This window comes from Streptomyces sp. NPDC057136 (assembly GCF_042670885.1).
GTDB lineage: Bacteria > Actinomycetota > Actinomycetes > Streptomycetales > Streptomycetaceae > Streptomyces.
On the sequence record NZ_JBHUUV010000012.1, the window covers coordinates 1 to 25,786 of the forward strand.

At 68.6% G+C, this 25,786-nt stretch carries 25 protein-coding genes and 4 pseudogenes; 20 read left to right on the plus strand and 9 right to left on the minus strand.

Going from position 1 to position 25,786, the window contains the following annotated elements; translation table 11 throughout:
* Positions 1-135 precede the first annotated feature (135 nt).
* From ACFT7S_RS16890 to ACFT7S_RS16900, 3 genes are all read left to right on the plus strand, one after another.
* Complete coding sequence (locus tag ACFT7S_RS16890) at positions 136-1,353, plus strand: sensor histidine kinase (RefSeq protein ID WP_382732306.1); 1,218 nt, start codon at positions 136-138, stop codon at positions 1,351-1,353.
* Complete coding sequence (locus tag ACFT7S_RS16895) at positions 1,350-2,132, plus strand: response regulator (protein ID WP_382732308.1); 783 nt, start codon at positions 1,350-1,352, stop codon at positions 2,130-2,132. The genes ACFT7S_RS16890 and ACFT7S_RS16895 overlap by 4 nt, the downstream gene beginning before the upstream one ends.
* A gap of 533 nt (positions 2,133-2,665) precedes the next feature.
* Entirely contained in the window at positions 2,666-3,091 is a 426-nt protein-coding gene (locus ACFT7S_RS16900; protein ID WP_382732310.1) for a hypothetical protein, read from the plus strand.
* On the opposite strand, the gene ACFT7S_RS16905 is transcribed toward ACFT7S_RS16900, so the two are convergent.
* Positions 3,057-4,319, minus strand: coding sequence for a TetR/AcrR family transcriptional regulator C-terminal domain-containing protein (locus tag ACFT7S_RS16905; protein ID WP_382732312.1), 1,263 nt, complete (start codon positions 4,317-4,319; stop codon positions 3,057-3,059). The genes ACFT7S_RS16900 and ACFT7S_RS16905 overlap by 35 nt on opposite strands.
* Positions 4,320-4,464: 145 nt before the next feature.
* The gene (locus ACFT7S_RS16910) at positions 4,465-5,232 is read right to left on the minus strand and encodes a TioE family transcriptional regulator (protein WP_382732314.1); all 768 of its coding nucleotides are present in this window, start codon (positions 5,230-5,232) and stop codon (positions 4,465-4,467) included.
* 58 nt (positions 5,233-5,290) lie between these two features.
* Here ACFT7S_RS16910 and ACFT7S_RS16915 point away from each other — a divergent pair, with 58 nt between their 5' ends.
* Positions 5,291-6,493: an erythromycin esterase family protein gene (locus ACFT7S_RS16915; RefSeq protein WP_382732316.1), complete on the plus strand. Its 1,203-nt coding sequence runs from the start codon at positions 5,291-5,293 to the stop codon at positions 6,491-6,493.
* Positions 6,494-6,539: 46 nt separating this feature from the next.
* On the opposite strand, the gene ACFT7S_RS16920 is transcribed toward ACFT7S_RS16915, so the two are convergent.
* Positions 6,540-7,046: a hypothetical protein gene (locus tag ACFT7S_RS16920; protein ID WP_382732318.1), complete on the minus strand. Its 507-nt coding sequence runs from the start codon at positions 7,044-7,046 to the stop codon at positions 6,540-6,542.
* A 763-nt stretch (positions 7,047-7,809) separates the two neighbouring features.
* On the opposite strand from ACFT7S_RS16920, the gene ACFT7S_RS16925 reads away from it, so the two are divergent.
* Together ACFT7S_RS16925 and ACFT7S_RS16930 are read left to right on the plus strand one after the other, a co-directional pair.
* On the plus strand, positions 7,810-8,376 hold the full coding sequence (locus ACFT7S_RS16925; protein ID WP_382732320.1) for a hypothetical protein: 567 nt from the start codon (positions 7,810-7,812) through the stop codon (positions 8,374-8,376).
* Between the two features lie 172 nt (positions 8,377-8,548).
* Positions 8,549-8,842: pseudogene (locus ACFT7S_RS16930) on the plus strand (class I SAM-dependent methyltransferase); the annotation flags it as partial.
* A gap of 870 nt (positions 8,843-9,712) precedes the next feature.
* On the opposite strand, the gene ACFT7S_RS16935 reads toward ACFT7S_RS16930, so the two are convergent.
* Complete coding sequence (locus ACFT7S_RS16935; RefSeq protein WP_382732322.1) at positions 9,713-10,531, minus strand: hypothetical protein; 819 nt, start codon at positions 10,529-10,531, stop codon at positions 9,713-9,715.
* Between the two features lie 588 nt (positions 10,532-11,119).
* On the opposite strand from ACFT7S_RS16935, the gene ACFT7S_RS16940 reads away from it, so the two are divergent.
* Together ACFT7S_RS16940 and ACFT7S_RS16945 are read left to right on the plus strand one after the other, a co-directional pair.
* The gene (locus ACFT7S_RS16940; protein ID WP_382732324.1) at positions 11,120-11,881 is read left to right on the plus strand and encodes an SDR family NAD(P)-dependent oxidoreductase; all 762 of its coding nucleotides are present in this window, start codon (positions 11,120-11,122) and stop codon (positions 11,879-11,881) included.
* A gap of 333 nt (positions 11,882-12,214) precedes the next feature.
* Positions 12,215-13,054 carry a helix-turn-helix transcriptional regulator gene (locus ACFT7S_RS16945; RefSeq protein ID WP_382732326.1) on the plus strand — a complete coding sequence of 280 codons (840 nt, stop codon included), beginning with the start codon at positions 12,215-12,217 and terminating at the stop codon, positions 13,052-13,054.
* Between the two features lie 64 nt (positions 13,055-13,118).
* Here ACFT7S_RS16945 and ACFT7S_RS16950 read toward each other — a convergent pair whose 3' ends face one another.
* Positions 13,119-13,646: a CGNR zinc finger domain-containing protein gene (locus tag ACFT7S_RS16950; protein ID WP_382732328.1), complete on the minus strand. Its 528-nt coding sequence runs from the start codon at positions 13,644-13,646 to the stop codon at positions 13,119-13,121.
* Between the two features lie 344 nt (positions 13,647-13,990).
* Here ACFT7S_RS16950 and ACFT7S_RS16955 point away from each other — a divergent pair, with 344 nt between their 5' ends.
* Both ACFT7S_RS16955 and ACFT7S_RS16960 read left to right on the plus strand, forming a co-directional pair.
* The gene (locus ACFT7S_RS16955; RefSeq protein ID WP_382732330.1) at positions 13,991-14,266 is read left to right on the plus strand and encodes a hypothetical protein; all 276 of its coding nucleotides are present in this window, start codon (positions 13,991-13,993) and stop codon (positions 14,264-14,266) included.
* Positions 14,245-14,643 (plus strand): annotated as a pseudogene (locus ACFT7S_RS16960) (transposase); the annotation flags it as partial. The gene ACFT7S_RS16955 and the pseudogene ACFT7S_RS16960, both read left to right, overlap by 22 nt.
* Before the next feature lie 29 nt (positions 14,644-14,672).
* On the opposite strand, the gene ACFT7S_RS16965 reads toward ACFT7S_RS16960, so the two are convergent.
* Positions 14,673-16,742 (minus strand): SpoIIE family protein phosphatase, encoded by a 2,070-nt coding sequence (locus ACFT7S_RS16965; protein WP_382732332.1) that lies wholly within the window; start codon positions 16,740-16,742, stop codon positions 14,673-14,675.
* Positions 16,743-16,746: 4 nt separating this feature from the next.
* Positions 16,747-17,763 (minus strand): SIR2 family protein, encoded by a 1,017-nt coding sequence (locus ACFT7S_RS16970; RefSeq protein ID WP_382732334.1) that lies wholly within the window; start codon positions 17,761-17,763, stop codon positions 16,747-16,749.
* Between the two features lie 1,082 nt (positions 17,764-18,845).
* Here ACFT7S_RS16970 and ACFT7S_RS16975 point away from each other — a divergent pair.
* Positions 18,846-19,751, plus strand: a complete 906-nt coding sequence (locus ACFT7S_RS16975; RefSeq protein ID WP_382732336.1) for an agmatinase family protein — start codon at positions 18,846-18,848, stop codon at positions 19,749-19,751.
* A 17-nt stretch (positions 19,752-19,768) separates the two neighbouring features.
* Here the strand turns inward: ACFT7S_RS16975 and ACFT7S_RS16980 are convergent.
* Positions 19,769-20,245, minus strand: a pseudogene (locus ACFT7S_RS16980) (DUF4158 domain-containing protein); the annotation flags it as partial.
* Positions 20,246-20,447: 202 nt separating this feature from the next.
* Positions 20,448-21,566 carry a ricin-type beta-trefoil lectin domain protein gene (locus tag ACFT7S_RS16985; protein WP_382732338.1) on the minus strand — a complete coding sequence of 373 codons (1,119 nt, stop codon included), beginning with the start codon at positions 21,564-21,566 and terminating at the stop codon, positions 20,448-20,450.
* Between the two features lie 90 nt (positions 21,567-21,656).
* On the opposite strand from ACFT7S_RS16985, the pseudogene ACFT7S_RS16990 reads away from it, so the two are divergent.
* From ACFT7S_RS16990 to ACFT7S_RS17030, 9 genes and pseudogenes are all read left to right on the plus strand, one after another.
* Positions 21,657-21,850, plus strand: a pseudogene (locus ACFT7S_RS16990) (hypothetical protein); the annotation flags it as partial.
* 12 nt (positions 21,851-21,862) lie between these two features.
* Entirely contained in the window at positions 21,863-21,964 is a 102-nt protein-coding gene (locus tag ACFT7S_RS16995) for a hypothetical protein (RefSeq protein ID WP_382732563.1), read from the plus strand.
* A gap of 45 nt (positions 21,965-22,009) precedes the next feature.
* A complete protein-coding gene (locus ACFT7S_RS17000) occupies positions 22,010-22,417 on the plus strand; it encodes a hypothetical protein (RefSeq protein WP_382732340.1) in 408 nt (135 codons plus the stop codon).
* Positions 22,418-22,451: 34 nt separating this feature from the next.
* Positions 22,452-22,649 carry an NEW3 domain-containing protein gene (locus tag ACFT7S_RS17005; protein WP_382732565.1) on the plus strand — a complete coding sequence of 66 codons (198 nt, stop codon included), beginning with the start codon at positions 22,452-22,454 and terminating at the stop codon, positions 22,647-22,649.
* Positions 22,592-22,732, plus strand: coding sequence for an NEW3 domain-containing protein (locus tag ACFT7S_RS17010; protein ID WP_382732567.1), 141 nt, complete (start codon positions 22,592-22,594; stop codon positions 22,730-22,732). Before ACFT7S_RS17005 ends, ACFT7S_RS17010 begins: the two co-directional genes overlap by 58 nt.
* The gene (locus ACFT7S_RS17015) at positions 22,729-23,037 is read left to right on the plus strand and encodes an NPCBM/NEW2 domain-containing protein (RefSeq protein ID WP_382732342.1); all 309 of its coding nucleotides are present in this window, start codon (positions 22,729-22,731) and stop codon (positions 23,035-23,037) included. Before ACFT7S_RS17010 ends, ACFT7S_RS17015 begins: the two co-directional genes overlap by 4 nt.
* Positions 23,012-23,197, plus strand: coding sequence for an NPCBM/NEW2 domain-containing protein (locus ACFT7S_RS17020; RefSeq protein ID WP_382732344.1), 186 nt, complete (start codon positions 23,012-23,014; stop codon positions 23,195-23,197). Before ACFT7S_RS17015 ends, ACFT7S_RS17020 begins: the two co-directional genes overlap by 26 nt.
* 228 nt (positions 23,198-23,425) lie before the next feature.
* Complete coding sequence (locus ACFT7S_RS17025) at positions 23,426-23,998, plus strand: dihydrofolate reductase family protein (RefSeq protein WP_382732346.1); 573 nt, start codon at positions 23,426-23,428, stop codon at positions 23,996-23,998.
* A gap of 1,213 nt (positions 23,999-25,211) precedes the next feature.
* Positions 25,212-25,412 (plus strand): hypothetical protein, encoded by a 201-nt coding sequence (locus ACFT7S_RS17030; protein WP_382732348.1) that lies wholly within the window; start codon positions 25,212-25,214, stop codon positions 25,410-25,412.
* Positions 25,413-25,786: the final 374 nt, after the last annotated feature.

Genomic DNA, 25,786 nt, shown 5'->3' on the forward strand with positions numbered 1-25,786 from the left:
GGACCAGAGTCCTGGTCCCGATGCGGGTCCGGACCCAGGTCAGGGGTCGCGAGCTGCAGCCGCCGACGCCGTCCCCGCGGGTGCTGTGCAACCCTGTCCCGGGGGCCGGGAGGTCGGACACAGAGGGAAACAGACATGCTCAGGAGCCGACACACCGGGCCCGACAAGGCCCGGGAACCGCTGCACAGCGACAGCGCCGAGCCGCCGTGGACCCGTAACGACGCACTCGTGACCGGCGGGGCCTGCGCGATGAACCTGCTCAGCTACGTGTTCTTCAACGCCCCCGACGGCCAACACGAGGTAAGCGTGGCCGGATTCTTCCTCGTTGCTCTGGCAGCCATGCCGCTGCTCGCCCGGCGCAGCCACCCGGTGGCGGCGCTCGCCGCCGTACTGGCACTCGATGTGACGGCCGCCCTGACCGTACCGCTGCCCGCTCACTTCGGTGCCGTCCTGGTGGTCGCCCTGTACTCCGTCGCCAGGGCCTGCCCCGGCCGGGTGACGACGGCCGCGGCCGTCGCGACGGTGTCGCTGACGCTGCTGAGCCAGAGCCACGGCCGGATTCCACCCTGGCAGGAAGCCGTTGCCTCGCCCCTCACCACCCTGATCGTCGTCGGCACCGCCATGGCGGTCAACCGCTGGCAGCGGGAGGTGGCGGCCAACCGCAGACTCCTTGCCGACCGTGCGGTGGCCGACGAACGCCGCCGCATCGCACGGGAGTTGCACGACATCGTGGCCCACCACATCACCACCATGCAGCTGATGGCAGGCGGAGCCCGGGCCAACCTCGCCGAACCGGAGGTGGTCCGGGACGCCCTGGTCACCCTGGAGTCCTCCGGGCGGCTTGCACTGCGCGAGATGCGCCAACTCCTGGACGTGCTGCGGGCGGGAGACGAACCCGAGGCCGCGCCGTCGCTGCCCCAGCCCGGCGTCGACGACCTCGACCGCCTGGTCGCCGAGTCCCGCCTTGCCGGACTGCCGACCGAGTTCAGCGTCCGCGGGCCGCAGCGTCCACTGCCGCCGACCGTCGGCCTCACGGTGTTCAGGATCGCCCAGGAGGCCCTCACAAACACCCGAAAGTACGCGGGGGCCGCCCGCGCGTCCGTACAACTGACGTACCACCAGGAGCGGATCACCGTCGAGGTGCGGGACGACGGCGGAGGCGCACCGCCGCAGGAGGAGGCGTCGGCGGTGGGCTCGGGCGGTTACGGCCTCATCGGCATGCGCGAGCGCGTCGCCCTGCACGGCGGCACCCTCACCGTCGGCCCGCAGGCCGACGGGGGATTCGCCGTGGTGGCCGACCTGCCGCTGACCACGGACGAGGCGGCCGTCCAGCACGAGGAGGCACACCGATGACCGGGACCGGGCCGACGCCGCCGAGGATCAGGGTGCTGATCGCGGACGACCAGCCGCTGGTCCGGCGCGGCCTGTCGCTGATCCTCTCCCCCGACCCGTCCTTCGAGGTGGTGGGAGAGGCCGAGAACGGCGAGCAGGCCGTCACTCTCGCCCGCCAACTGCGCCCCGACGTCGTGGTGATGGACATCCGGATGCCCGTCCTCGACGGTGTCGGCGCGACCGGTGAACTCGCCGCCACCGTGCCCGACTGCCGGGTCCTGGCCCTCAGCACCTTCGACATGGACGAGTACGTCGTGGGCGCCCTGCGCGCCGGAGCCTACGGGTTCCTGCCCAAGGACAGCTCCCCGGAGGACTTGAGCGCGGCGATCCGCACCGTCCACGCCGGCGAGGCCGCCGTCGCGCCGCGCCTGCTCACCCGGCTGATCTCCACCTACGTACGGGCACCCTACGGTGCGCGGCCGGCTCCCACCGGCCAGGGCGAACTCACCCCCCGCGAGGTCGAGGTGTGGCATCTGATGGCCACCGGCCTCGACAACACCGAGATCTCCCGCGCCCTGGACATCAGCCTGTCCACGGTCAAGAACTACATCACCAGCATCTTCGACAAGCTCGCCGTCCGCGACCGAGCCCAGGCGGTCATCGCGGCCTACGAATCGGGCCTGGTCACTGCCCGAGAGGCAGCCGGGGCCCCGCCCGGCGACGTGCACAGCGGGACAAGATCCCCTCGCCCTGCACCCAGATCGTCACGGCACGGGACGAGACACCGACCCCGGTTCTAAAACACGACCTGGCGGAGGACAGGCAGGAATGAGTTGTCCGGGTCATCCTCCAGCAACCGCCGGCGCGGTCCAGGCCGGGACGGGGCTCCGACGGCCGCAAGCAGCAGGTCCCCTTCGTAGAAGTATGCGTCCAGCAGCGGCTGTTCGAGCAGCAAGCGCACCGCTGGGCGGGTCGGGCCAGGCGGTGCGGTGCCGGCCCGGCAGGGTGGCGTGGATCAGATTGTCGCCGGTTCACTGGTTCGGGTATTGAGCCACGGGGGCCGGCCTGTTTCAGGCAGGGTCGTGGGTGAGCCGGCCGGAGCAGCACGTTCTGGTGTGCTGTCGACGGGCCGGGCCTTCGAGGTGCCACCGGTTCCGGCCGGTGGGGGAGGAGTCCGTGATGTGGGAGACCGAGGAGTTCGGCAGCGAGCACGAAGGCCGCCCTGGGGCGCTGCTGGCCGATGGCAGCGAGCCCGGCCCGGTGTATTTCGATATCGGGAGCGGGCCGTCCATGCACCAGAGCACCGACTGGTGGATCTACGACGGCACCCTGGGTGCCCCGACCGCGACCGACCTGTGCGGGGCGTGTTCGTGCGGCTGGCGCGGGAACGCCCGATACCCCCTTCGACTGGGAGATCGTCGACCGCCGGAGCCCGTATCTGTTCGACACCACAGGCCCGGAATCCGACTGGAACACCCACATCACCGATGTGAAGTCCCGGACCGTGCCCGTCCCCGTAGATCTCACCGCCCTTCTTGACCAGGTCGAGGAACGCCTCGCCACGCTGGTTGCCGACGAACCCCTGGCCGCTCTCCGGGCCGCGGCCGCCCTCGAACGTCTCACCCAGCGCGTGGCCACCGACGCCGCGTACAGCGTCGACGCCGTCGCCCAACCTCCATGGCACACCATTGCCCAGGCGCTCGGGATCAGCGAGAAAGCGGCCCTCAGCCGCCTGACCCGCTACACCCTTCGATATTGATCTGACCCCCTGTCGCCCCGGGGTGACGTGCCGCCCTGGGGCTTCGGCAGACCAAACCAGTTGCCTTTAGGGCGGGTCGGTCGGGGTCGGTAGTCTCAGCTTGGACACCAGAGAGCAAGTTCATCTCCATCGGGCAGGAGTGAACGTGCCGGTGGAGGTTGCGCATGCGCTCCGTCCGCACCGCCTTACGAGGAGGAGCCCCGCCGGGTGCCTGGCTGTTCGTGATGAGAAGAGCCACACCGTCGAGCAGTCGTCCAAGGCCGTATTCGAACAGCGACTGCACGCTGATGTCGACGCCGGGCCTCTGCCTGATCGCCGCGAAGGCCGGGAGCGACCCTCCGGCCAGGAGGGCGTTCATCGCCTCTTCCTGGGTTTCCAGCCATTCCTCACCGCTGATGCCGGTGTCCCGGTTGGCCTGCTCCTCTGTTTCCAGGTCGGCGGCAGTGCCGCGAACGTAGCCGAACAAGGTGATGGCCGTGTGCAGCATGGTGTTGTCGTCCAGGCCGAGCAAGTCGAGCGCGCGCAGTGCCCTGTCGATGTGCAGCATGCCGTTGGGGGCCAGCACGGGCCTGCTGAGGCTCATGGTCCGGGCAAGCCACGGATGGGCACGGTAGAGCTTCCATTGGGTCCGGGCGCAGTGCTCGAGCTGTGCGCGCCACCCTTCACGCGGCTCGGGCAGCGGTTCCTCGGCGAAGGCGGCGTCGGCCATGAGGGCGACGAGTTCGTCCTTGTTCTGCACGTGCCGGTAGAGCGACATGGTGGCCACGTCCAGCTTGGTGGCGATGCGCCTCATGGTCAGCGCGGTCAGCCCCTCGGCGTCGGCGATCCGGATCGCGGCACGCACGATGCCCGCGCGCACGGCTTCGTCGGGTGCGTCCGCCCCGACGGTGCGGGCAGCCGCCCGCACGGGCCGCACGGGCCGCACGGGTCGCACGGGTGCGGACGACGGACTGACCACCGTTCCCACCCCCGGCACAGCACGTACCAGCCCCTCCTGGCGCAGCGCACTGAGCGCCTTGGTGGCCGTGGCGATGGCCACACCCCAGCGCAGCGCGATCTGACGGGTCGACGGAACCCGTTCTCCGGGGTGCAGTTCGCCTGTGTCGATGCGCCGTCGGATCTCGGCGGCGATGCAGGCGTAAGGCCGTGGGCAGTTCCGGTTACGGCGGGCCGGGAGCAATCGGCTACCCGGCCTCGGCGAGGGAGCGGGTGAGCTCAAAAACTGCATCGGCCTCGGCAGACCCCCGGTGGTGAGGAGATCCCCGGCCGGGCCATCACCGCATTCGGCCCGACGCACCCATCAGCCGACCCGTCTCACCGTGTTGCGCGTGCCTGACCGCTGAAAGCGGACCGGTCCGCCGGCGGACGACGAGTCATCCGTGTTCGCGGAGGTACGCCTCCAGCTCGGCGGCCCCGGCCACCATCGCGCGCCCGCGGGCGGACAGCCGGCCACGCCAGTCGCGCAGGGCGGCCTCCAGCGGCTCCAGCCCGCCGGCAGCCCGCACCTGGGCGATCAGTGGGGCGATCTGCTCCAACAGGTAGCCGCCCCGCCTGAGTTGGTGTGCCAGCCGGACGTCCCGCACATCGGCCTCGTCGTAGACGCGGTACCCGGTCCGCGGGTCACGGCGCGGGCGCACCAGCCCGGCGCTCTCCCATTTACGGAGCGTGGCGGACCGGAGCCCGAGCTTCCCGGCCAGCGGCCCGATGAACATGCCGCCGGTCCCGGACATCGCGCCGGTCCCCGACACCGCGTCCCGCCCGGACACCGCATCGGGCTCGTACGCCGCCGTGGGCTCCAGATCGCGGAGGGCGCTCTCCACGGCTTGGAGCGTCCGCCGGTCCTCAAGGAGCTGGGCGTGGCTCTCATCGATGAGACGCAACGCCTCATCGACCACGCCCTGGTTCACCGCCCGCATGATCGACGTTGCCGTCTGGTGGCCGTGGCCGGGCACCAGGGCGAGGAACGCACGCAGGGCCCGCGCATGCAGCGGGGTATAGGTGCGATAGCCGTGGGGTGTGCGCCCGGCAGCCGGCAGGATGCCGGCCTCTTCGTAGTTCCTGATCGCCTGAGTGGACAGACCGTGCCCGCGTGCCAGGTCAATCGGCCTGAGCCGCTCACTGCTTTGAAGGTTTTGCCCCATGAGCCCGCCAATATCGCGAGAAAGTTTCAACCGAACGTTCAACGATACCGTTGAAGGCATGGCTACTGACATCAAGGACACCGCCCATGCCGTCGAGGCCGCCGCCGTCATGAGGCTGCTCCCGGCCCGGCCGCGGCTGCTCGCCCTGGGCGAGCCCACCCACGGCGAGGACACTCTGCTCGACCTGCGCAACGAGCTCTTCCGGCAGCTCGTCGAGCAGGAGGGCTACCGGACGATCGCGATCGAGAGCGACTGCATGATGGGCCTGGTCGTGGACGACTACGTCACCTCGGGCAGGGGCACCCTCGACGAGGTCATGAAGCACGGATTCAGCCACGGGTGGGGCGCGTCCGCGGCCAACCGCGAGCTCGTGCGCTGGATGCGCACCTACAACGACGACCGGCTCCCGTCCGAGGCGCTCCGCTTCGCCGGTGTCGACGGCCCGCTGGAGATCACCGGCGCCGCGAGCCCCCGGCAGGCCCTCACCGCACTCCACGGCTACCTCGCGGCCGGGGTGGACGCGGGCCTGTTCCCCTGCACCGCGGAAACGCTCGACCGCCTGCTCGGCACCGACGACCGGTGGTCCAATCCCGCCGCGATGATGGACCCGTCCCAGTCCGTGGGGCAGTCGGCCGAGGCAAGGGAACTGCGGCTGCTTGCAGACGACTTGGTGGCGCTGCTCGACGCGCAGACCCCGCACCTGATCACGGCGACCTCGCGGGACGCCTGGGACCGGGCGCGCCTGTACGGGCGCACTGCCACCGGCCTGCTGCGCTACCACTTCTGGATGGCCGACACCTCACCGGGCCGCATGACGCGGCTGGTGGGCCTGCGGGACCAGATGATGGCCGACAACCTCCTCGCCGTCGTCGCACGGGGCCCGGTACTGGTCCACGCCCACAACGCCCATCTCCAGCGGGACAAGAGCACGATGCGGATGGGCGGACTGCCGTTGGAGTGGTGGAGCGCCGGCGCAATCGTGAGTGCCCACCTGGGCGAGGAGTACGCCTTCCTGGCCACGGCCCTCGGCACAATGCGGCACCAGGGAGTGGACACCCCGCCGCCGGACACCGTCGAAGGACTCCTGTACGCAATCCCGGAGGGCCGCTACCTCGTCGACGCCCCCCGACTGGCCACCGCCCTCAGCGACACGCGGCCCGCCCCCCGTGTGTCCCCCTGGTACGGCTACTCCCCACTCGACCCGGCCCACCTGGCCGGAATCGACGGGATCGTGTTCGTCAAGGACGTATCGGAGAACTAGGGCCTTGCGAACGGCCCGAGTTCGCCCGGAGTCGGCCAGGAATTGGTCACCCGGATAGTGGGTCGGTGGCGGTTCGATTCGGTGGTGGAGGCCCGAGCGGAGTGTACGAGAGCTCCCACGGCCTGCTCTGGATGTGCTCCCGCCAGAGCAGCGCGGCGTTCTTCCTCTCCCAGCGTGCTGCGATGCCGGCCCGCATCAGCCAGTCCAGGGCGATCCCCAGGGGGGCCAGGGCCAGCCAGGGGTTCACCGCCAGTCCCATGACCAATGCCGGCACCAGCAGCACGGGGAGAAAGCCCCAGTTGACAAGGAATCGGCCCACGTCGTATTCGGCGGGCAGGACCGTTTCAGGGTCCTGCAGCGGCACCGCTTCATCGAAGTCACGCACCACGCTGATCCACTTGAGCCGGGACGCCTCGAGCAGCCCACAGAGCACGCTGCATCCGACAACGATGAGGATGACCGTCTGCACAGTCTCGCTGACGACGGGCAGCACCCCGCGCACGCCGAAGGCCATCGGCGCACTCATGGCACTGGCGCACACTGCCGTCGTCACACCCGTCAGCTGATGGTGGACGTACCTGATCATCGAATTCCCCCGTGAATGCCCTGTGCTCCGGGGGGAGGGTTCCCCGTACCCCCGAAACCACCGTCTCGCACCACAACCTCGCTCCGAGCCCAGAACGCGAACGGGGCCCGAGTAGGACGTACGGCGTTGTGCGCCGCGCGCCGTACGTCCGCGCTGGACGGCGCCAACCATAGTTTCGGCGCACCTGGTGCACCCTCCAGGCGACCTGAACGGTCGGTGAACGCTGAGGGATTTCAGGCCGCGGACTATCCGGAACGCCTCGCCGATGAGCACGGTGTCTTCATCGGGGTACGCGTAGTTCTGCCCGTTTTCCAGGATGAAGCCGTCGCTCCTCTTCGGCCCCAGGGTCCGACGCGTGTGCACCGGGGTCGCCTTCGCCGTCGAGCAACATCACCATCGCTCGCTCGGTGTTCGTTACGACAGCGAGGAATCGCCCTGTTGAGCTGGTCAGCAATGAATCACGTGTCCCGGCGGCGATCCTGCTGCCGAACTCCTCCATGGCCTCCCCGGCTGTCACCGACGGAGCGCCCTCGCTGAAGGACCAGGTCTCGACCACGGCCACGATCTTCTCACGCAGGTGGAACGTGCTGTCCGCCACTCCGTCCCGGCATCGGAGCCTCGGTTCGTCTCGTCCGAGACCGTGGACACGGGGCTCCAGAGACCGGAAGCTTGACCGAGGCACGCCATACAGGTACTGGGCCGGTCCGGAACCGGCAGAGTCGGAGGATGCATGAAGCGCAGCACGGGTCGGGCGGTGACGGGAGTGGCACTGGTGGGTGCCGTGTTGCTGCTGACAGGATGCGGCGACGGCGCGGACGTCGATACCCCCAGGAGCGCGCCCAGCGCCTCCCGCGGCAGTCCTGGCTCGGGCAACAACACCTCCACGGCGCCGCCACTCCCACCGTCGGCCCCCGCGTCCACGCCCGCCGCGTCCGCATCCCCGGCACCCACCGTCGCGGATGAGTTGCTCATTGCCGTGACGGTCAGCGGAGGGATCGACGGGCGGCAGCAGCGCATGCTCATCAACGGTGACGGGTCGTACTCGACGCTGTCGCACGGGGAGCCCGAAGGGGAGGGACGGATGAAGCCCGCGGAGATGGCCTCGCTGCGCGCCGCCCTGGCCGAGGCGGACTTCGCGAAGCTGCCCCGTATCAACCTCGGTGAGCAGCCCATTTTCGACGGACTCACCACCGCTGTCGTGTACCAGGGCCACGAGGTGGTGACGGACGGCTCGAAGCCGGTGCCCGGCCTGGACCGGGTCATCGCCGCCCTGCCACCGATGAATGCCGGGTCCTGACACCGGGCGGCGGGAGCACGGCGGGCCGTTCGCCTCTTTGAGCTCCTCTGAGCTGACCGTGAGTCCGGCACCGGCCGGTGAAGGGGAGCGCGGCACCGTGGCGGACAGTGAGCAGGACCTGGCGGACGCGCAACGGCGGCACTGGCAGAGCACGTACACCACTCACCCCGGCATGTACGGTGAGCAGCCCTCCGCGCCGACCGTCCACGCCGCCGACGTGTTCCGCGCCGCCGGGGCCAAGGACGTGCTGGAGCTCGGTGCCGGGCACGGCCGCGACGCCCTGTACTTCGCCCGTAAAGGGTTCACTGCCCACGCCACCGACTTTTCCGCAACCTGCCTTGAGCAGCTGCAACAGGTCGCCCGCGCCCAGGACCTGGATGAGCGGGTCACCACTGCGGTGCACGATGTGCGCGACCCGGTGCCCCTGCCGGACGCCTCCGTGGACGCGGTCTTCGCACACATGCTGCTGTGCATGGCGTTGCATTTCGCCGGGCACACCACCCGGCTCCTCCGGCCATTCTCGCCCTTGTCCTCGGACCTCCGCAACGACGGCCCGTTCGCGGTTGGCGGCTCGCACGGTGCATCGCCTACCCGATGTCACTGCCGACCAGCGCGTACAGGTTGTGCGGTGAGCTTGTCTGTGTCCTTCCCGACGTTGTCGACCAGCCCAAGGTTCGTTCCGCGCAGACGGGAGACCGTCTTCAGGGCAGTTCACCCTGGCCAAGTCCAGCCACCCCCACCACACCGTCCAGACACGGGCGTTGCTCCGATATCTGCGCTGGCGCAACCAGTACGCCCGACACTCCAACCCTCCTGGCCACCGGCAGCGCACCCTGGCGCACGCTCGGACGTGCTACGACCACCTGGTGGGCGCAGTCGCCGTCGCGATCACCGAGGCGATGACCGAACGGGCCTTGCTGACCTGGGACTACGGACGTCGCTCACCGAGACGGGCAAGACCTGGCTGCGCGAGCTCGGCATCGACGACCACCCTGCGCACAGCTCCCGCCGCGCCCATGTCCGCACCTGCCTCGACTGGACGGAACGGCGCCCGCACCTGGCAGGCGCCGTGGGTGCCGCCCTCTTCCAGCACGCCCTCGACGACGGCTGGCTCACCCGCAAGCCAACGACCCGCGTCATCACCGTCACCGACACAGGACGCGCCGTGCTACGCGAGCGACTTGGGCTCGAGAACGCAGCACTGAACCCCCCAACTCCAACACAGCCTGCGCGCATTCAGGCGAACCTATCCGGTCACAGCACTAGGTATGGTCAAGCGCTGCAGTTGGGGGCTGTCGCAGGAAGCATTCACAGGCTCTGGCAGGCGGACCGAAGGTCAGGCGGCATCCATCTCCTGGTGGCGCTCCTGTATGCGCGCGATGACGCGCTTCCGTCCCAATTGCTTGGCCTGGCGGAGCTTGGCTTCGGCAACGAACAGTGGAATCCAGAACAACCAGCCCCACAGGCTGAAGTCCAACACTCCGCCCCACACCAGTGCCTTGTTCAGGCCGAACGACAGGACGAACGTCAGCACATACGCTGCGACCCGATGGGCAAGGAGCAGGCGCAGCGGTGCGTTCAGGGGCCCCTGGAGGAGCTCGACGGCCGCCGCCAGTTCGGCTGCCTGGAGGTCTTCTCCGGCCGGCGCGCCGGGCTCGCCGTGGGCGGCCAGCCGCAGCGCGTCGGTGACCAGCACGCTTTGTTCCGCGACGGCTGCCTGCTGAGCCCGTCCCTGAACAGCACCTGTCTTCAGGTCGTCCCAGTAACCGCGTCCGGCCCAGCCCGTCGCATCATCGACGCGCTCGCGTTCAGCCGAACCGGGCGGAGCCAACTCTTCGATCCTTGCCTGCAAGCCCACCGCACGGCGCGAGCGGCCCGGATAGGCGAAGGAATCAGCGCGCAGACACAACTCCACGTACGACACCAAGAGCCCGAGATCGTCCTGTGCGAGCGCGAGGCCCTTGCGATAGGCGGCCTCGGCCTCGGAGTCGTGGTCGTCCTCATCCTCTGCGGCATGTGCCAGCCCGAGCCGGCGGAAGAGAACCGGATCCGGCCCAAACTCCGCAAGTCCCGCCTCCGCCGTTGTTCTCACAGCGGCGTAACCACCCACCTCGAAAAGCTCCGAACACCGCTCCACGTACTGCTGCTGCTCCACGTCCCACCCCAGTCGTCCGAACAAGCACCCTCTGTAGTACTGAGTGCTGTTGTCAATGGCTGCTTGATCACGATGCGCTGGTCAACCAAGTGCGCATGTATCTCGTGGGCTCCCAGCCCACCAACTCAAGCGCTCGCTACCTTGATGGCCGGGTGATTCCGGTCCTTTGTGCGATGGGGAGACCCCCGAGCCTTGGGGGTGGCTGAGTGGCCGGCCAATGCCCCGCGACGACACGGCCACGTATCGGGATGAGCAAACATGTGCGTCTCGCGGAGCAGTCACCGAGAAGCCCGTTTCGTAGTGATGGCAAGCCACCACCGGCGGCCCGGACGTGGGGGTCACCCGGGCCTGATCAGGCTCCGGCCATGACCAACGATCTCGGCTTCACCTGCTCGTGTTGCGGGGCACACCACCCAGAGCTCCCGATGAACTACTCGACCCGTGGTGCTAAAGGGGGAGTGGTTGTCCCTGGATCAGTTGTGCCTTCCTCCTCAGTTCAAAACCTCGCATTCTCGGAACGGCGGTTCTTCCGCTTGCGTGAGTGGCACAACGGCCCTGCGCACATGTAGCGCGACAAGGAGCACCAGAATGAGCCAGCAGACGATCGCCCTGATCACCGGCGGGAACCGCGGGCTGGGCCGGGCCACTGCCCTCAAGCTTGCGGAGGCGGGCACCGACGTCGTCCTTACCTACCGGTCGAACGAGGCCGAAGCAGCCGCGGTCGTGGACGCGGTCACCGCGCTGGGCCGCAAGGCCGTCGCCCTGCAGCTGGACACCACGACGTTCGGCGCCTTTCCCACGTTCGCCGCCGACCTCCGCGAGGCCCTGGCCACCACCTGGGGCCGTGAGACCTTCGATCACCTGGTCAACAACGCCGGGGTGGCGGCGTTCACTCCGGTCGGCCAGACCACCGTCGAGGCTTTCGACCTGCTGGTGAACGTGCACTTCAAGGGCGTCGTCTTCCTGACCCAGGAGCTGTTGCCGCTGCTCGCCGACGGTGGGCGCATCGTGAACCTGTCCACTGGCCTGGCCCGGTTCGTAGGCGAGGGCTTCAGCGTGTACGGCGCGGTCAAGAGCGCGGTCGACACCTACAGCAGGTACCTGGCCAAGGAGCTGGGCGGGCGCGGCATCAGTGTCAACACGGTCGCCCCGGGTCCGATCGCCACCGACTTCGGCGGCGGAGCAGTCCGGGACAACCAGGAGATCAATGCGCACTGGGCCGGCAACACTGCCCTCGGCCGCGTCGGCGAGCCCGACGACATCGGCGGCGCGATAGCCGCCCTGCTGTCCCCCGGCACCGGGTGGATCACCGGCCAGCGCATCGAAGCCTCCGGCGGAACCCTGCTCTGACCAACCCGCGAGGCCAGCATGAGGACGGCATGACGATCACCTCGCATCCTTCCCCCGTGCGGCAGTTCTGGGCGCGCCTTCGGCCATGGGACCAGCCAGCGCACGAACAACTCCGATCTCATGGCCGAGAGACGCGACGGCTTGAGCCGCCAAACCGGCGTTCTGGCGTCGATGGGGAGGCCGTCGTACCGCCTGCTCCGCCGCCGCGGCCCTGCCACGTGGCGACAGGGCGAAGGTCGGCACCGGCGCCTTCCCCAGGCCCTCGCAACTCGATATGCGGCCGCCCGCAGACCCGCACCGGCCGTCGGCACAAAGCCGAGAGAGAATCGAATCATGGACCGCGCCCAGCTCGCCGACTTCCTGCGCACCCGCCGTGAGGCCATGCAGCCCGAGGACGTCGGCCTGCCACGCGGGGCGCGGCGTCGCTCCCGGGGCCTGCGCCGCGAGGAAGTCGCCCTGCTGGCCGGTATGTCCACCGACTACTACGCACGCATCGAGCAGCAGCGCGGCCCTGTTCCCTCCGAGCCGATCCTCGCCGCGATCGCCCGCGCCCTGCGCCTGACGCTGGACGAGCGCGACCACCTGTTTCGAATCGCCGGCCAGCACACCCCGGGTCACGCCCCCCTCACCGACCATGTGTCCCCCGGCATGATGCGCATCCTGGACCGTCTGGCCGACACTCCCGCCCAAGTGCTGACCGCGCTCGACGAGACCCTGGTCCAGACCCGGCCGGCCGTGGCCCTCGTCGGCGACGACACCCGCCACACCGGACTGGCCCGCAGCCTGATCCATCGCTGGTTCACCGACCCGCACGCCAGGCGGATCTACCCCGAGGCCGATCACCCGCTGCACAGCCGCGCCTTTACCTCCGACCTGCGCGCCGCCTACACCCGCCAGGGACCGGGCTCCCGTGCGGGCGAGATCACCGATACGCTGCTGGCTGAGAGCGAAGAGTTCACCACGCTGTGGAACAGACACGAGATCGGCGTCCGGCGCCCCGACACCAAGCGCTTCGCCCACCCCGACCTCGGCACCCTCGAACTGCATTGCCAAACCCTCCTCGATCCCGGGCAGGACCAGATCCTCCTCGTCTACACCGCCGCCCCGGGCACTGACAACTACGACAAAATCCAGCTGCTCTCCGTCCTCGGTGACCGGCAACGCCATCTGTGATCCGCAGTCCCGGCCGGCGAGTGCACAGCCGGCCGTGCTCGAGAGTGGCATTCGGCAAGCAGAATCAGGGCTTGGGGCGTGAGTGTCGGGAACGATGCCGCATCACTGCTTCGGTGTTTCCGCAGCGTGCTGTGCAATAGCGCCGCCGCCCGTTCCTGGATGTGTCCACAAATGCTCGGGAGCACTCGGAGCGCATGCATCGCCCCAGCCTTGCTCCCCCTTCCCAGCACAGGACGAAGGCGAGGCCACCGGCGGTGACTGCCTTGACCCGGGAGAGCACGTCAGCCGAGTCCGGTACGAAGTGAAGATGGGGCTGGAGACCGTCGTGGGTGGACACCCATGGACGGATGGTGGCCTCTACCAACAGGTCGTTCACGGCTGAGCACTGCTCAGCCGGACCCCCTGGATGAAACGCTCGCGCCAGTTGATCCCGCCAGCGCCGAAAGTCTTCGACGTCGGCGTCCTCGGTCTCCGCTCGACGGATCCCGTGTGCCTCGAGCAGGGTTTGAATGCTTGCCGCGCTCATCTCGGGGAGATTGATCAAATCGGCGGACAGTACCGCCCCAAGGCGGCCGTAATGGTTTTGCTGCATGTGACCTTCTCGGGCGTTACGAAACCCCACGCGCCGCGGGCTGGATTTCCCTGCTCTATTCACTTACCTGGATCAGCTGAAAGTCGGAGCGGGTGATGATCCATCCGCTGGTGGTGCACCACAGGTACCGCACCATTCCCTCGGACGTGAAGTGCTCTGATACCGGCCGGCAGGGTTCGGAGGAGAGGCCACAGGAGGGGCACCACCACGATCCACGCCGCACATCTGCAATTCGTTCCATGTCCGCCAGAGTGCGGTCATGGGTCAAATACATTCAACCATTACATCTGCGACGCGCGCAGGGCCCCACCCGCCGGCGTCACCCGAACCGGAAGGATCGCCTCGTGCTCATCGCGGCGCACGGGCTCGTCCGCGCCGTCGGGGAGATCACCAAGGTCACCGAGCACGACACCGACCGGGAGGGCGGATCCGGGGCGGGCGGTGGTGAGGAAGGCGTGGGAGAGGGTGACGGCGGCCTCGCAGTTCAGGCGGATCGCCGTCTGGAGCTGACCGAGCCCAGGGAAGCCGAAACGGCTGAGCCGCAGCTGTCCTTGGCCGTGGATCGACAGCTGGTCGACGAGTTGGTGAGCCGGGCTCAGAGCGAGGGAGCCTTCAGCTGACCGGGGAGGGAGGGCTGCTGAAGCAGCTGACCAAGCGGCTGCTGGAGTCCGCGCTGGAAGGCGAGATCACCGATCACCTGGGGTACGACCGGCATGATCCGGCCGGGAAGAACGGTGGCAACTCCCGCAACGGGACCCGCTCCAAGACGGTACTGACCGATGTCGGACCGGTGGAGATCATCGTGCCGAGAGACCGTGAGGGCTCCTTCGAGCCGAAGATTGTCCGCAAGCGGCAGAAGCGCCTGTCCGGCGTGGACGAGATGGTCATCTCCCGCGCCGCGAAGGGCCTGACGACCGGCGAGGTCCAGGCCCACCTCGCCGAAGTCTATGGCGCCGACGTCTCCCGGCAGACGATCTCGACCATCACCGACAAGGTCCAGCCCGCCAGTATCCTCAACACCCCGCGTTACACCGTTCGTTTGGCAGACCCGATGCGGGCGGCGAGCAGGGCGATGTCGTCGTCGGCGGAAGCCGGTACCAGGTGGGTGATCAGTGAGTCGCACAGGTGGTCCAGCGGTCGTTGGGGTTCGGTGAGCAGGCGGGTGAGCTCGTTCAGGCGTTCGTCGATGTCGCGGCTGCGGGCTTCAATCAGGCCGTCGGTGTAGAGGACGAGGAGGCTGCCGGGGGGCAGGGTGATGTCGGTGGTGGTGAAGTCGATGCCGCCGACCCCCAGAGGGACGCCGGGCGGGGTCTTGACCAGATAGACGGTGCCGTCGGGCTCTGCCACGGCCGGTGGCGGATGTCCGGCGCGGGTGATGGAGCAGTGTCCGGTGGCGGGGTTGCAGACGATGTAGAGGAAGGTGGCGAGCATCGGCTCGACGAGGTCGGCGAGGGTGGCTTCCAGATGGTGCAGCAGTGCTGTTGGGGGCATGTCGAGGCGTGCGAGGGCGCGGACGGTTGCGGAGAGCCGCCCCATGACCGCGGCGGCGGCGATGCCGTGGCCCATGACGTCTCCGATGAGGAGGGCGGCTTTGCCGCCGGTGAGGGGGAGGACGTCGTACCAGTCGCCGCCGACTTCGTTGACGTCGCTGGCCGGCAGGTAGCGGTGGGCTATCTCGATGCCGGGGGGCGGGGTGACGTGCTGAGGGAGCATGCTGCGCTGGAGGACGACCGCGGTCTCGTGTTCGCGTTGGTAGAGGCGGGCGTTGTCGATGCTGATGGCTGCCCGGGCGGCGAGCTCGCCGGCGAGGGTGGCGTCGGCCGGCCCGAAGGGGCCGACAGGCCGCGTTCGGTAGAAGGTGGCGACGCCGAGCACCACGTCCCGGGCGACGAGCGGAACCATCATGAACGAGTGCACGCCAGTCTTGAGCAGCTGGGCAGGTTTGGCGGAGTAGCGAGCGGCGGGGGCGATGGCCCGCTCATCGAGGTGGGCGATCAGGAAGGGCTGCCGGTCGGCGAGGGCCTGGGTGTAGGGGGCGGCTGCGGGGAAGGTGAGGGTTCTGCCGAGGGGGGCGAGGATGTGGGTTACGGCGGATCCGGTCAGGGGCGCTTTGCCCAGGCGCCGCAGGGCGATGCCCCCGGCGAGTCCCATGCCCGGTTCGTCGCCGCGGGAGAGGGTGTCCAGGATGTCGACGGTGACGGCGTCGGCGACGTGCGGGACGGCGAGGTCGGCCAGCTCCTGGGCGGTGCGCTCCAGGTCGAGGCTGGCGCCGATGCGGACGCTGGCCTCGCTGAGCAGGGCCAGCCTGCGGCGGCCCGCCTCGGCCTCGGTGTGGTCGCGCTGCTGCTCGGTGATGTCGACCAGGGAGGCAATCACGCCGATGGGCCGGCCACCGGGGTCTTCCACGCGCACGTACGAGCAGGACCAAACCCGGTCGTGCTCCGGGTCGGCCGGCGTTCGGCCCGTCCGGCGCAGGCCGAGGACGGGTTCACCGGTGTCCAGGAGCCGGCCCATCGCCTCCTCCATCTCGCCCGCGTTCACCTCGGGCAGCACCTCGGCCAGGCGCCGGCCCACGTGGGCGGACTCCGTGAGGCCGTTCATCGCTTCGAGCGCCGGATTGACCTGAAGGAACCGCAGCTGCGTGTCGAGAACGGCGATACCGACAGGTGAGCGGGCGAACAACCCGTCCCATATCGCCGACGACCCTCGGATGCGGCGGGTCGCATGGGCGTCGGCCGCGAAGACCAGCACGGCCGAGGCGCCGTGGCGCCGGTCGAGGACAGGGCAGGCCCAGATCTCCAGCTCCAGCGGGTGTCCGTCGCGGTGCCAGGCGGTGACAGTGCCCATCACCCCGCGCCCGGTGGCGGCTGTCTCCCACAGAGCCCGACCCAGGCTGCGGTCGGCCCCGGGATGGAGCAGATCGGCGATGTGCCGCCCCAGTACCTGGGGCGGGGTGTAGCCGAGCAGTTCCTGCGCGGTGTGGTTCCAGCGCACGATCGTCCCGTCGCCACTGGTGGCCACCAGCGCCACCGGCAGGGCTCCCAGCCACCCTCCAGCGTCCTGGGCGGCTCCGCTGATCAGCTCCTCGAAAGGCATCCCTTCATGCATCCTGCAACCACCCCTCTCGGGCAGCCGGTGTGTTGCGTTGCGGCTGCCCAGGTCCGTGGCGAAGGAGGCCGTAGAGACATTCGCACGTGTGGAACGCGGTCGCGTGCGAAGTACTGGAACCGCAGTCCGTCATACGCCGCAAGAGGACTTCCAGGTCACAGGGCCTACTAGGCACCGAAGCAAGGCGCGTGAACCGTCGGGTGCAGTAGTCGCTAGGGCGCAGGTCGTCGATGCGTCCGACGTCCCTCAGGTACTTCCACACCCGCACATACCGGGTGGTACGCGATAGCTGCGGCAGGACGGAGGCCAAGACCGCGTCATCGCGCAGCGGCATCACACCGGTGCCGAGTATGTCCTGGACGAGGTTGGCCCGGACCAGGCTGCGGAATCCGAGGTCGGCGATGTCCCGGTCGTCGAACCGGCCCACCCCGAAGACCACCCGCAGACCGGCCGCCTCGGTGCTGTCGATGCCGGTGACGACGAGGGAAGAGGGCTGGTCGGGCAGAGTCAGCACCAGCCGATAGACGTGATCGCTCAGCCTGCGCAGCAAAGGGGCGGGGAACGGCCGGTCGAACGCGGCCAGGGCACTGAAGACAGGACGAAAGTCGCGGGCCCGTACGAGCGTGATGGGGATCAGGATCTGGTCGAAGACGAGGGTCGAGGGAGCCACCTCCGGCTCGGTGCGGGCGTCGTCCCACTCCACCACGATGAGCCGGTTGGTCGCGAGGTGATCGATATTGCTGCTGGCCAGGCACGTGGTGATGGTTTCGAGGGCGCCGATGCCGTTCCGGTCGGACAGGCTGTAGCCGAGGACGATCACCGAATGCTCGACGAAGATCGTCAGCAGTTCGGCCGCGAGGTAGTCGTTGCGCCCATCCAAGCGCTGGCAGCCCTCGCCCGTCAGGACGAGCTTCTCGGGTTCCTCGACGTTGCCGTGGATGGAGTCGGTCCCAGGGATGCCCAGAGCGTAGTTCGTGGTGATGACGCCGTCGATGATGGCCTGCCGCATCAGCTCCAACTCCTCCGCCAGGACACTGTCCCGCAGCTGCGGCGAGGGGACAGGTGCGACCGCGAAGCAACTCAGACGCGATCTCGGCCGTAAGAGCGGATTGGGGGCCGGCCGGCGCACAGGCGCCGGAGCACCGATCCGCACAGCCGGCGGACCACCACATCCCGTGGAAGTCCGGCGCCATCGGACTGGCGGCCCTCGGCTCTTGCAGCCGCTCACCAAGAACGGCCTGCAGCTGCGCATCCTCCACACACCCCATCGTCGCCCCGACGGCCCGGGATCGCCCCCTGGCCCCGGGCCCGACACGATCATTGGTACGGCACCACCGCTTCGACAGGTCCGCGGGCACAGTGACCGCATGACCTACGGCCAGGCCGTCGTGCACCGCTGGAGCGACCATGATCGGCCCCTTCCGTTCGCGATGCCATACCGGCCACACCTATGCCCAGCTCGCGGCCGGTTTCGGCGTCGGAACCGACCACGGTCCACCGGTACGTGGCCCAGATGGGCGCCGCGAACCGCTTCCAGATGGCCGCATCCGGGTGCTCCTGGTGAAAGGCCCTGGTCATGCCGCAGATGTCGAAGGTCGAGCTGCACGCCGCGATCCGGCGCGACCACCGCGGCGGCATGAAGATGAACCCGCCAAGGCCGGCTGACACCTCACAGCCACTCGACGGTCCGCCACCTTCACGGGCGGCGGGCTGTTGCCGTCGAGAGCCCTGTGCGATGCCTTCGGCAGGGAAGCCTCCTCAACACCGCGTGCCCTTGCCCTGACGGCATCCAGTCCGAATGACTGACTGCTGCGGCCTGTCGCACCGGAGTGTCGCTGCACTCACCGTAGGTCGGATGAGTGACGACCAGCGACGCATCATGGCACCAAGGTCCCCCGGATGCCTGGAAGTGGGAACTTGACCGTACGTCCGGCCCGAGGCGCGAGCCGGGGTCGATCAACCTGCAGCGGTACGCGTTCGTCCCGGCCTACGCCGGGGATCGCCACGCTCTTCGGGCTGCCTCTGTGCCTCAACCCCGACGACCTGCGCGCCGGCAACGTTGATGTGGCGGTCCTTGGAGCTCCGGTAGACATGTCCGCCGGGCACCGGGGAGCCGCCTTCGGGCCGCGCGGCATCCGCGCGGACGAACGAATCCTGCCCCATACTCCGCAGATGCTGGTCAATCCCAGTACCCGCATCAAGCCGTTCGAGGAGCTGACGGTGGTCGACTACGGCGATGCCGCCGTCGACCCGTTCAGCATCGACAACTCCATGGAACCGATCCGCGCGCTGGTCCGCGAGATCGCCGGAGCGGGCGCGATCCCGATCGTGCTCGGTGGAGACCACTCGATCCTGTGGCCCGACGCCGCGGCCGTGGCCGACGTGTACGGAGCGGGCAAGGTCGGGGTCATCCACTTCGATGCGCACCCGGACTGCTCCCACGACCTGCTCGGGCATCTCGCCTCGCACGCCACACCGATCCGCCGACTAATCGAAGACGAACATGTCCCCGGACACAACTTCATCCAGATCGGCCTGCGCAGCGCGATCGCCCCCGACGCCGAACTGTTCGACTGGATGCGCCACCACGGACTGCGCACGCACTTCATGGCCGAGATCGACCGACGCGGATTCGACGCGGTGCTCCAGCAGGCCATCGAGGAGGCACTCGACGGACCCGAGCACCTGTTCGTGTCGCTGGATATCGACGTGCTTGACCCGGCCTTCGCGCCAGGCACCGGCACGCCGGAACCGCCCGGCCTGACCAATCGCGAACTGCTGCCGGCCATCCGCCGGATCTGTCACGAGACGCCAGTCGTTGGCATGGACATCGTCGAGGTCGCACCCCACCTCGATCCCGGCTACACCACCACGATGAACGCCCGCCGCGCCATCTTCGAGGCGCTGACCGGTATCGCCATGCGGCGAAAAGGAATGCCCGGCCCGGCCTACCTCGACCCGGAGGTGTGTGGACCGCCGCCCGGGGAACACGCATAGCGTTGCCGCAGCACCCATCAACGCATGGGATGCCCTGACGACGCTTCCGTCATTTCTCGTGAACATTGGCGAGCCCGTTGATCGCCAACTGCTGCCACCGCATGGTTGAACAGCGCCACCGGCCCCTCCGCGTGCGTCCAGGCCCGGCCGTGCAGGAAGGCCCGGAACTTCCGCCCCCACTGCGGATCGTCGTACTCGTGGTAGCCGTACCGCTCCCGGATCTCCCACGAGTGCTCGTACGCCGTCGGCTTCCACTCGGTGCACCGCTTCACCACCGAGGCGTCCTCGATGCCCAGCTGTCCGGCGAGGTAGTCGACCACCTCCCACGGGACCGCCAGCGGGTCATCGGTGAGGAACCGTCCGACGTAGCGCACCGTGCACAGTTGCAGGGCTATCCCGAGGCGGTGACTGTCCGCACGCCGCAGCGCGATCAGGTCTCGGTCATCGTCATCGAGGAAGAAGAATCGCTCCAGCTCAGGGCGCGTCGGGACTTCTTGAAGTGTGACCGTACGCGATCAAGGGCGGTTTGATCAGGTGTCTCACCGAATCGCGATCAAGGAAACCGACCATGATCATTCTCATTGTTAACCGCTGTACCGCGGATACTCAACCCCGGGACACACCACGCGGGCGCACCGCACGGGATATGACGCTCCCCCCGGCCCGCCAGGACCGGGGGGAGCGATGTACCTCGGATCAACTGGGCGTACTCCACGCCTGGTTGGCGCCACCCGTGCAGGTGTAGACGACCAGCCGCGTGCCATTCGCACCGCTCCCACCACTGGCGTCCAGACACTTGCCCTGGTTGACCAGGGTGCTTCCGCTGCGCACCCACTGTTGCGCGGCGGAGCCGTCGCAGGACCTCAGCTGTGCCGCGCCTCCGCTCACTGTCATGCACGTGAACAGGGCGCGGATGGTGCCGTCGTGGGCGAGTACCCAGTTCTGGTTGTTGCCGCCGTTGCACGTCCACAGCTGGAGCGGCGTACCGTCCGCGCTGCTGCCTCCCGGGATGTCGGCGCACTTGCCGCCGATGCCGGTGAGGGAGCCGGAGGCGGAGTTCCCGATGCCGTCCTCGTGGACGCTGCCGCCCGCCACCGTGGTGACCTTGGCGTAGGTGGTGCAGGTGCTGCTGGTCGACGTCGAGCCGGCCGAGGCGGTGACCGGGGTGCCCGTGGCCGACGTGCCGCGGGGGAGGTCGAATCGGGCCCGCGAGTACGGCTCGTCCTCGCAGGCCGCCGCGCTGTTGTTCCAGTCGAAGTACTCCACCCAGTCGACCATCCCGCCCGTATTGACGCGGGCACTCGAGCCGACCTGCAGGCTGCCGAGCACGAACGAGGTGCCGGCCGTGACGTCGGAGATTGTGGCCTGGTACCAGCCGTCCTCGCTGCCGGGTGAGATCCGGAAGGTGTAGCGGTGGCCTGCGGCGAAGGCCTGCTCGAACCGGCAGGTATAGCCGGTGCCGGTCTCCTGGAAGGTCTGGCAGTACGTTCCCGGCGACCCGGGCCTCGCGGCGGTGGAGTCCCACAGGGAGAACAGGAACATGCCAGTGCCGCTCCGCCAGCGCTGCTGGCCGATGTATCCGCCGACACCACTGGTGAATCCGAACTGGTGGGACCAGAAGACGTTCCCGCGCCCCGGGTCCGCCTCGACCGTGGTCCCGAACGTGACCTCCGTCAGGGCAGTGGTCCCGGAGGGGAAGCTGTAGTTGGTGTACGTCCCCGGTGTCTGGCCGGCAGCCTGGGCCGGGGCGGCGAGCCCCAGGCAGGCGGCGACCGAGAGGATCACGATCACGCTCAGCGATTTCAACGACCGCACAGATGCCTCCTGGAAGAGATGAGTGGCATGTCCATGACGGATGGTGCCCCACCGGGCGGGCGCCGGGCATGGACTTCTCCGCCCGGTCGCATGGACTCTTCGCCCCGAGCCCGCCCCGCCCCCCGGCCACACCCCCGTCCCGGACCCTCGCCCCGCCCAGGAGCCGGAGCGGGGGACTCTTCGGCCCACGGGGGCTCCGCCGGATACCCCGGCAGCCTCGGCCATGAGCCGACGGACGCCCAGACCTTCGCGGACTGGGGCATCGACTACCTCAAGTACGACAACTGCAACACCCGATCAACAGGAAGAACCTCGCCCTCGCCCCGTACGCGGGCCCGGGACGCTGGAACGGCCCCGACATGCTCCAGGTCGGCAACGGCGGCATGACACACGCCTAGTACCGCACCCACTTCGCCCTGTGGGCCATGATGGCTGCGCCCCTCATGCCCGGCAGGGTCTGGCCGGCGCCTCCCCGCACACGATGGACCTGCGGCTCAACCAGGGCCTCATCGCGGTCAACCAGGACCCGCTCGGCATCCAGTTCCACTGTCGTCGAGGAGGACGGCGGCCGGTACGTCCTGGCCAAGCCCCTCGCGGACGGCTCCGTCGCCGTGGCCCTCTACAACGAGAACGAGTACGCCGCGACCATCTCCACCACCGCGGCGGCCGCCGGAGTACGGGACGCCGGTTCGTACACGCTGCACGACCTCCTTGAAGACCGCAGTGTCAGCAGCAACGGCACGATCCAGTCTGCGGTCCCCGGGCACGGGGTGAGCGTCTACACCGTCCGCCCGTCCCGCGAGGGCGACACCACCAGCACACCACCACCCCGGCGCGCTTCCTGGGCCTGACCACGCCCCTGTTGTACGAAGGTGCCGCCGCCTCCTGGTCACCCCCGGTGAACCGGCCGTCGTACGCACCGAACTTGCCGACCATGGTGCGACGGCACTGCGCGACGCCTCGGTACGGGTATCGGCGCCAGAGGGCTGGACGGTACAGGCTGCCGGCCGCACCCAAGCAGTGAGATACCCGACGGGCGTCCGCTGGCCACGACTTGGCGGATCACCCCGCCGACCGGGCTGAAGCCGGGCTCCTACGACCTGACCGCAACCGCCCGCTACACCCTCGACGGGGCCCCGCCACCGACGCGTCCACCACCAGGGTGACCGTCGCCGAGGCCGTTCCGGCCGGAGCGTCGTATCTCAGCGACACCCGGTGGGTGAAGTCGACCAACGGCTGGGGGTCGATGGAACGCGACATGACCAACGGCGGTCAGGACACCGGCGACGGCACTGCGCTCCGGATCGGCGGCACCGTCAACGCCAAGGGCCTGGGCACCCATGCCTTCTACACGGCCGGGCGCTGCACGAAATTCACCGCGCCGTCGGCGTCGACGACAGCCAGGGCAATGTCGCCGCTCAGCGGGCGACGGTCTCCTTCGAGGTGTGGAAGGACCGGGAGAAATCCGTAGACACAGGGAAAAGGTCTACTGGCAGGACAGCGCCAGGCAGCTCGACGTGGATGTGGCCGGGTCACAGTTCGTGAGCCTGGTGGCGACGAGGGCCGGCGACGGCAACGGCAGCGACCACGCCGACTACTGGGCCGACCTGAGGATCAGCTGCGCCTCGTGACCTGAACCCGCGCCTGCGGGCGGCGGCCCATCGCAGCCGCCACCGCCGGCAATGCCGACCACCCGATCAAGAAGCAGCACTGCTTCCGGGAGGGGCGGGCGGCGACCGATGAGTTTCTGCGTGGCCGGCAGTCAGAGATCATGGTTGGTGGGCGACAGCCGCGCGAGCGGCCGAAGCGCACCGACCGAATCTGCCGAGAACCAGACACGAGACACCGAGGAACCCTAGATGCGTATTCTGATCAGCACCGCTTTCGTCTCCCTCGACGGTGTCGTGGAGGCCCCGGGCGGCGAGCCCGGCTACCGCAACTCCGGGTGGACCTTCAAGGACATGGAGTTCCTCCCCGAGGCATTCGACATCAAGGGCCGGGAGCAGAAGGAAGCCACCGCCATGCTGATGGGCCGGGTCAGCTACGAGGCGTTCAGCCCGGTGTGGCCCGATATGGAGGACTTCGCCGACTACAAGACGATGCCGAAGTACGTCGTATCCACGACTCTCACCCAGGACGACCTGGTTCCGAACTGGGGCGAGACCACGATCCTGCGCTCGACCGACGATGTCGCCGCGCTGAAGGAGACCGAGGGCGGCCCGATCATCGTCCACGGCAGCGCCGCCCTCAACCAGAGCCTGTCGGACGCCGGCCTGATCGACCGGTACCACCTGCTCGTCTTCCCGCTCCTGCTCGGCGCGGGCAAGCGTCTGTTCAGCGGCACGGACAAGGACACCCAGAAGCTGAAGCTCGTCGAGCACGAGGCCTACGCCAACGGCATTCAGAAGAACGTCTTCGACGTCATCCGCTGACAAGGACCTCGCCCGACGGACATGGGATCACCCACGCGGACCAGAAGACGCCCGCGACGCGGAGCTGCCCGGCCTCGCAGAAACCCGCGGTCCTTTCTCCGCGGGCGGCCCGCCACCACGGCGGACTCGACACACCCGGCGGCCCCGCTGACCCACGGGGGACAGGGATCACCGCCCTACCACCGGCCTGTCCGCCACCGTGGACGAGGGTCGGGGGCGGCAGTTGACGTCGTCCGCGAGACGGACTTTCCCGTCGGCCCGCCGTGGGACCGGCCGACGGCGTGGCCGCCCGGCTCTCTGGCCGGGGCCCGTTTACGGGCCCCGGCGGCGTGCCGCTGTGGAACGCACGATCGTGGAGTCCACAGGGAGCGCCTGGACCAGATCCCCGCCGGCATCGGCCGGCCCCAAAAGAGCGGTGAATACCCACTCCCACGTACCATCCACGCCACGCCCCACATCCGCAGCCTGCTGCTTCTCGGACAGGGTGCACCCACCCACTCGCGCTACGTCTGAAGACGCATGCCGCAGCGGGCCCGTGACCCTCAAGCCTTCCTCAGGGAATCCCATAAATACCCCAGGAATTACAGACGTTGCATAGGTTGCACACTGACCCGACCAGTCAACTATGTACCATCGCAGGGGGAGTCCATGTGAGAGAAGAAATGACGCGGTGCGTACTCATACCGGCCACGCCCTTCGTCCTCGTGGTAGAGGGTCCTTCCGAGCCGGCCGACAAGACCGGGACCGAGGTCAGTGGCACCGCAGGGAGGTACGGCCACCTGCAGTACAGCTCTTGGGGACACGAAGCGAACTGGGCGAAGTGCCAAACCACTTCCGACCGTTGTGGCAAGGTGAAGGGCGCCCGGCGACACCGGTCGACGCATTCATGAAGCGGCAATCGCGCTCCTCGCGGCGACGCAGCCTTGCTCTCTGTTGTGTTTCCGTATGGTCCGTTGCTCTCGCTGTCGGGTGCACAGGCGCCCCCAGTGGGCCAACACGGCCGAGCGCGTCGGAGAGCAGTCCGGCGAAGCAGCGGACACACCCCTCCGAACCATCTGCCCATGTTGAAGAGAGACTCGGTAAGCAGGTCCAGGAAGCTCTCGGCACGGAGGAGCTCGGTGACAATGAGCCGCTCTTTATCGAGGCGGGCCTTGAGCGTGTTGGCGACGGATTCCACACCGAGCCGGTCCTGACACGAGGGTACTCGTACACATTGGCTGTCGCCTGTGCCGGGAAGGGCGAGATTTCCCTGTCCATCGATCTGGACAACCCCGTCCGCCAGACCGTGAACTGCGACGGCGTCCCGCATCGCCTGAACATCACCGCTTCAGCAGCCAAGGTCAGGATCGACACCGAGGCGATGCCAGAGGCCACGGGCATGGTTGCCTGGCGTTTGGACAAGGCCGACACGTAAGCCGCAGCTCGGCCGCGACGCAACACAGCACCGTGCCCCGCAACACCTGACGTGAGCATGCGGGGCACAGTCCTGTGTCGGCCGGCCGCTGGAGCTGATCGGACCGCGGACAGGCAGCGCCCATTCACGAGGGCAGCCGCCTGGATACGCACTGTCCCCGCTCGACAAGAACCCGGCTGTGGCCGAGTGGCTGGACTGCCAACTGCTGGCCGGACAGCAGTCCCACAACGAGCGACCGTGCCCGGCGTCGGGGTTCGGTCCGCGTGAAACGGCCCGCGATCCGGCCCATCAGGGCATCGAACATGTCCCGCCAGCGAGCGGGGCCGACGCTATGGCCTGCAGCCAGCTCTTGATCTTCGTTTGTCCACACAGCA

What these genes read in the sequence shown, in the direction of transcription:
- ACFT7S_RS16910 (WP_382732314.1), bottom strand. Translation starts at nt 5,232, where the DNA reads ATGGGGCAAAACCTTCAAAGCAGTGAGCGGCTCAGGCCGATTGACCTG.
- ACFT7S_RS16940 (WP_382732324.1), top strand. Translation starts at nt 11,120, where the DNA reads ATGAGCCAGCAGACGATCGCCCTGATCACCGGCGGGAACCGCGGGCTG.
- ACFT7S_RS16905 (WP_382732312.1), bottom strand. Translation starts at nt 4,319, where the DNA reads ATGCAGTTTTTGAGCTCACCCGCTCCCTCGCCGAGGCCGGGTAGCCGA.
- ACFT7S_RS16950 (WP_382732328.1), bottom strand. Translation starts at nt 13,646, where the DNA reads ATGCAGCAAAACCATTACGGCCGCCTTGGGGCGGTACTGTCCGCCGAT.
- ACFT7S_RS17000 (WP_382732340.1), top strand. Translation starts at nt 22,010, where the DNA reads ATGCCCGGCAGGGTCTGGCCGGCGCCTCCCCGCACACGATGGACCTGC.
- ACFT7S_RS17025 (WP_382732346.1), top strand. Translation starts at nt 23,426, where the DNA reads ATGCGTATTCTGATCAGCACCGCTTTCGTCTCCCTCGACGGTGTCGTG.
- ACFT7S_RS16975 (WP_382732336.1), top strand. Translation starts at nt 18,846, where the DNA reads ATGTCCGCCGGGCACCGGGGAGCCGCCTTCGGGCCGCGCGGCATCCGC.
- ACFT7S_RS16945 (WP_382732326.1), top strand. Translation starts at nt 12,215, where the DNA reads ATGGACCGCGCCCAGCTCGCCGACTTCCTGCGCACCCGCCGTGAGGCC.
- ACFT7S_RS16965 (WP_382732332.1), bottom strand. Translation starts at nt 16,742, where the DNA reads ATGCCTTTCGAGGAGCTGATCAGCGGAGCCGCCCAGGACGCTGGAGGG.
- ACFT7S_RS16915 (WP_382732316.1), top strand. Translation starts at nt 5,291, where the DNA reads ATGGCTACTGACATCAAGGACACCGCCCATGCCGTCGAGGCCGCCGCC.
- ACFT7S_RS16890 (WP_382732306.1), top strand. Translation starts at nt 136, where the DNA reads ATGCTCAGGAGCCGACACACCGGGCCCGACAAGGCCCGGGAACCGCTG.
- ACFT7S_RS16970 (WP_382732334.1), bottom strand. Translation starts at nt 17,763, where the DNA reads ATGCGGCAGGCCATCATCGACGGCGTCATCACCACGAACTACGCTCTG.
- ACFT7S_RS16895 (WP_382732308.1), top strand. Translation starts at nt 1,350, where the DNA reads ATGACCGGGACCGGGCCGACGCCGCCGAGGATCAGGGTGCTGATCGCG.
- ACFT7S_RS16925 (WP_382732320.1), top strand. Translation starts at nt 7,810, where the DNA reads ATGAAGCGCAGCACGGGTCGGGCGGTGACGGGAGTGGCACTGGTGGGT.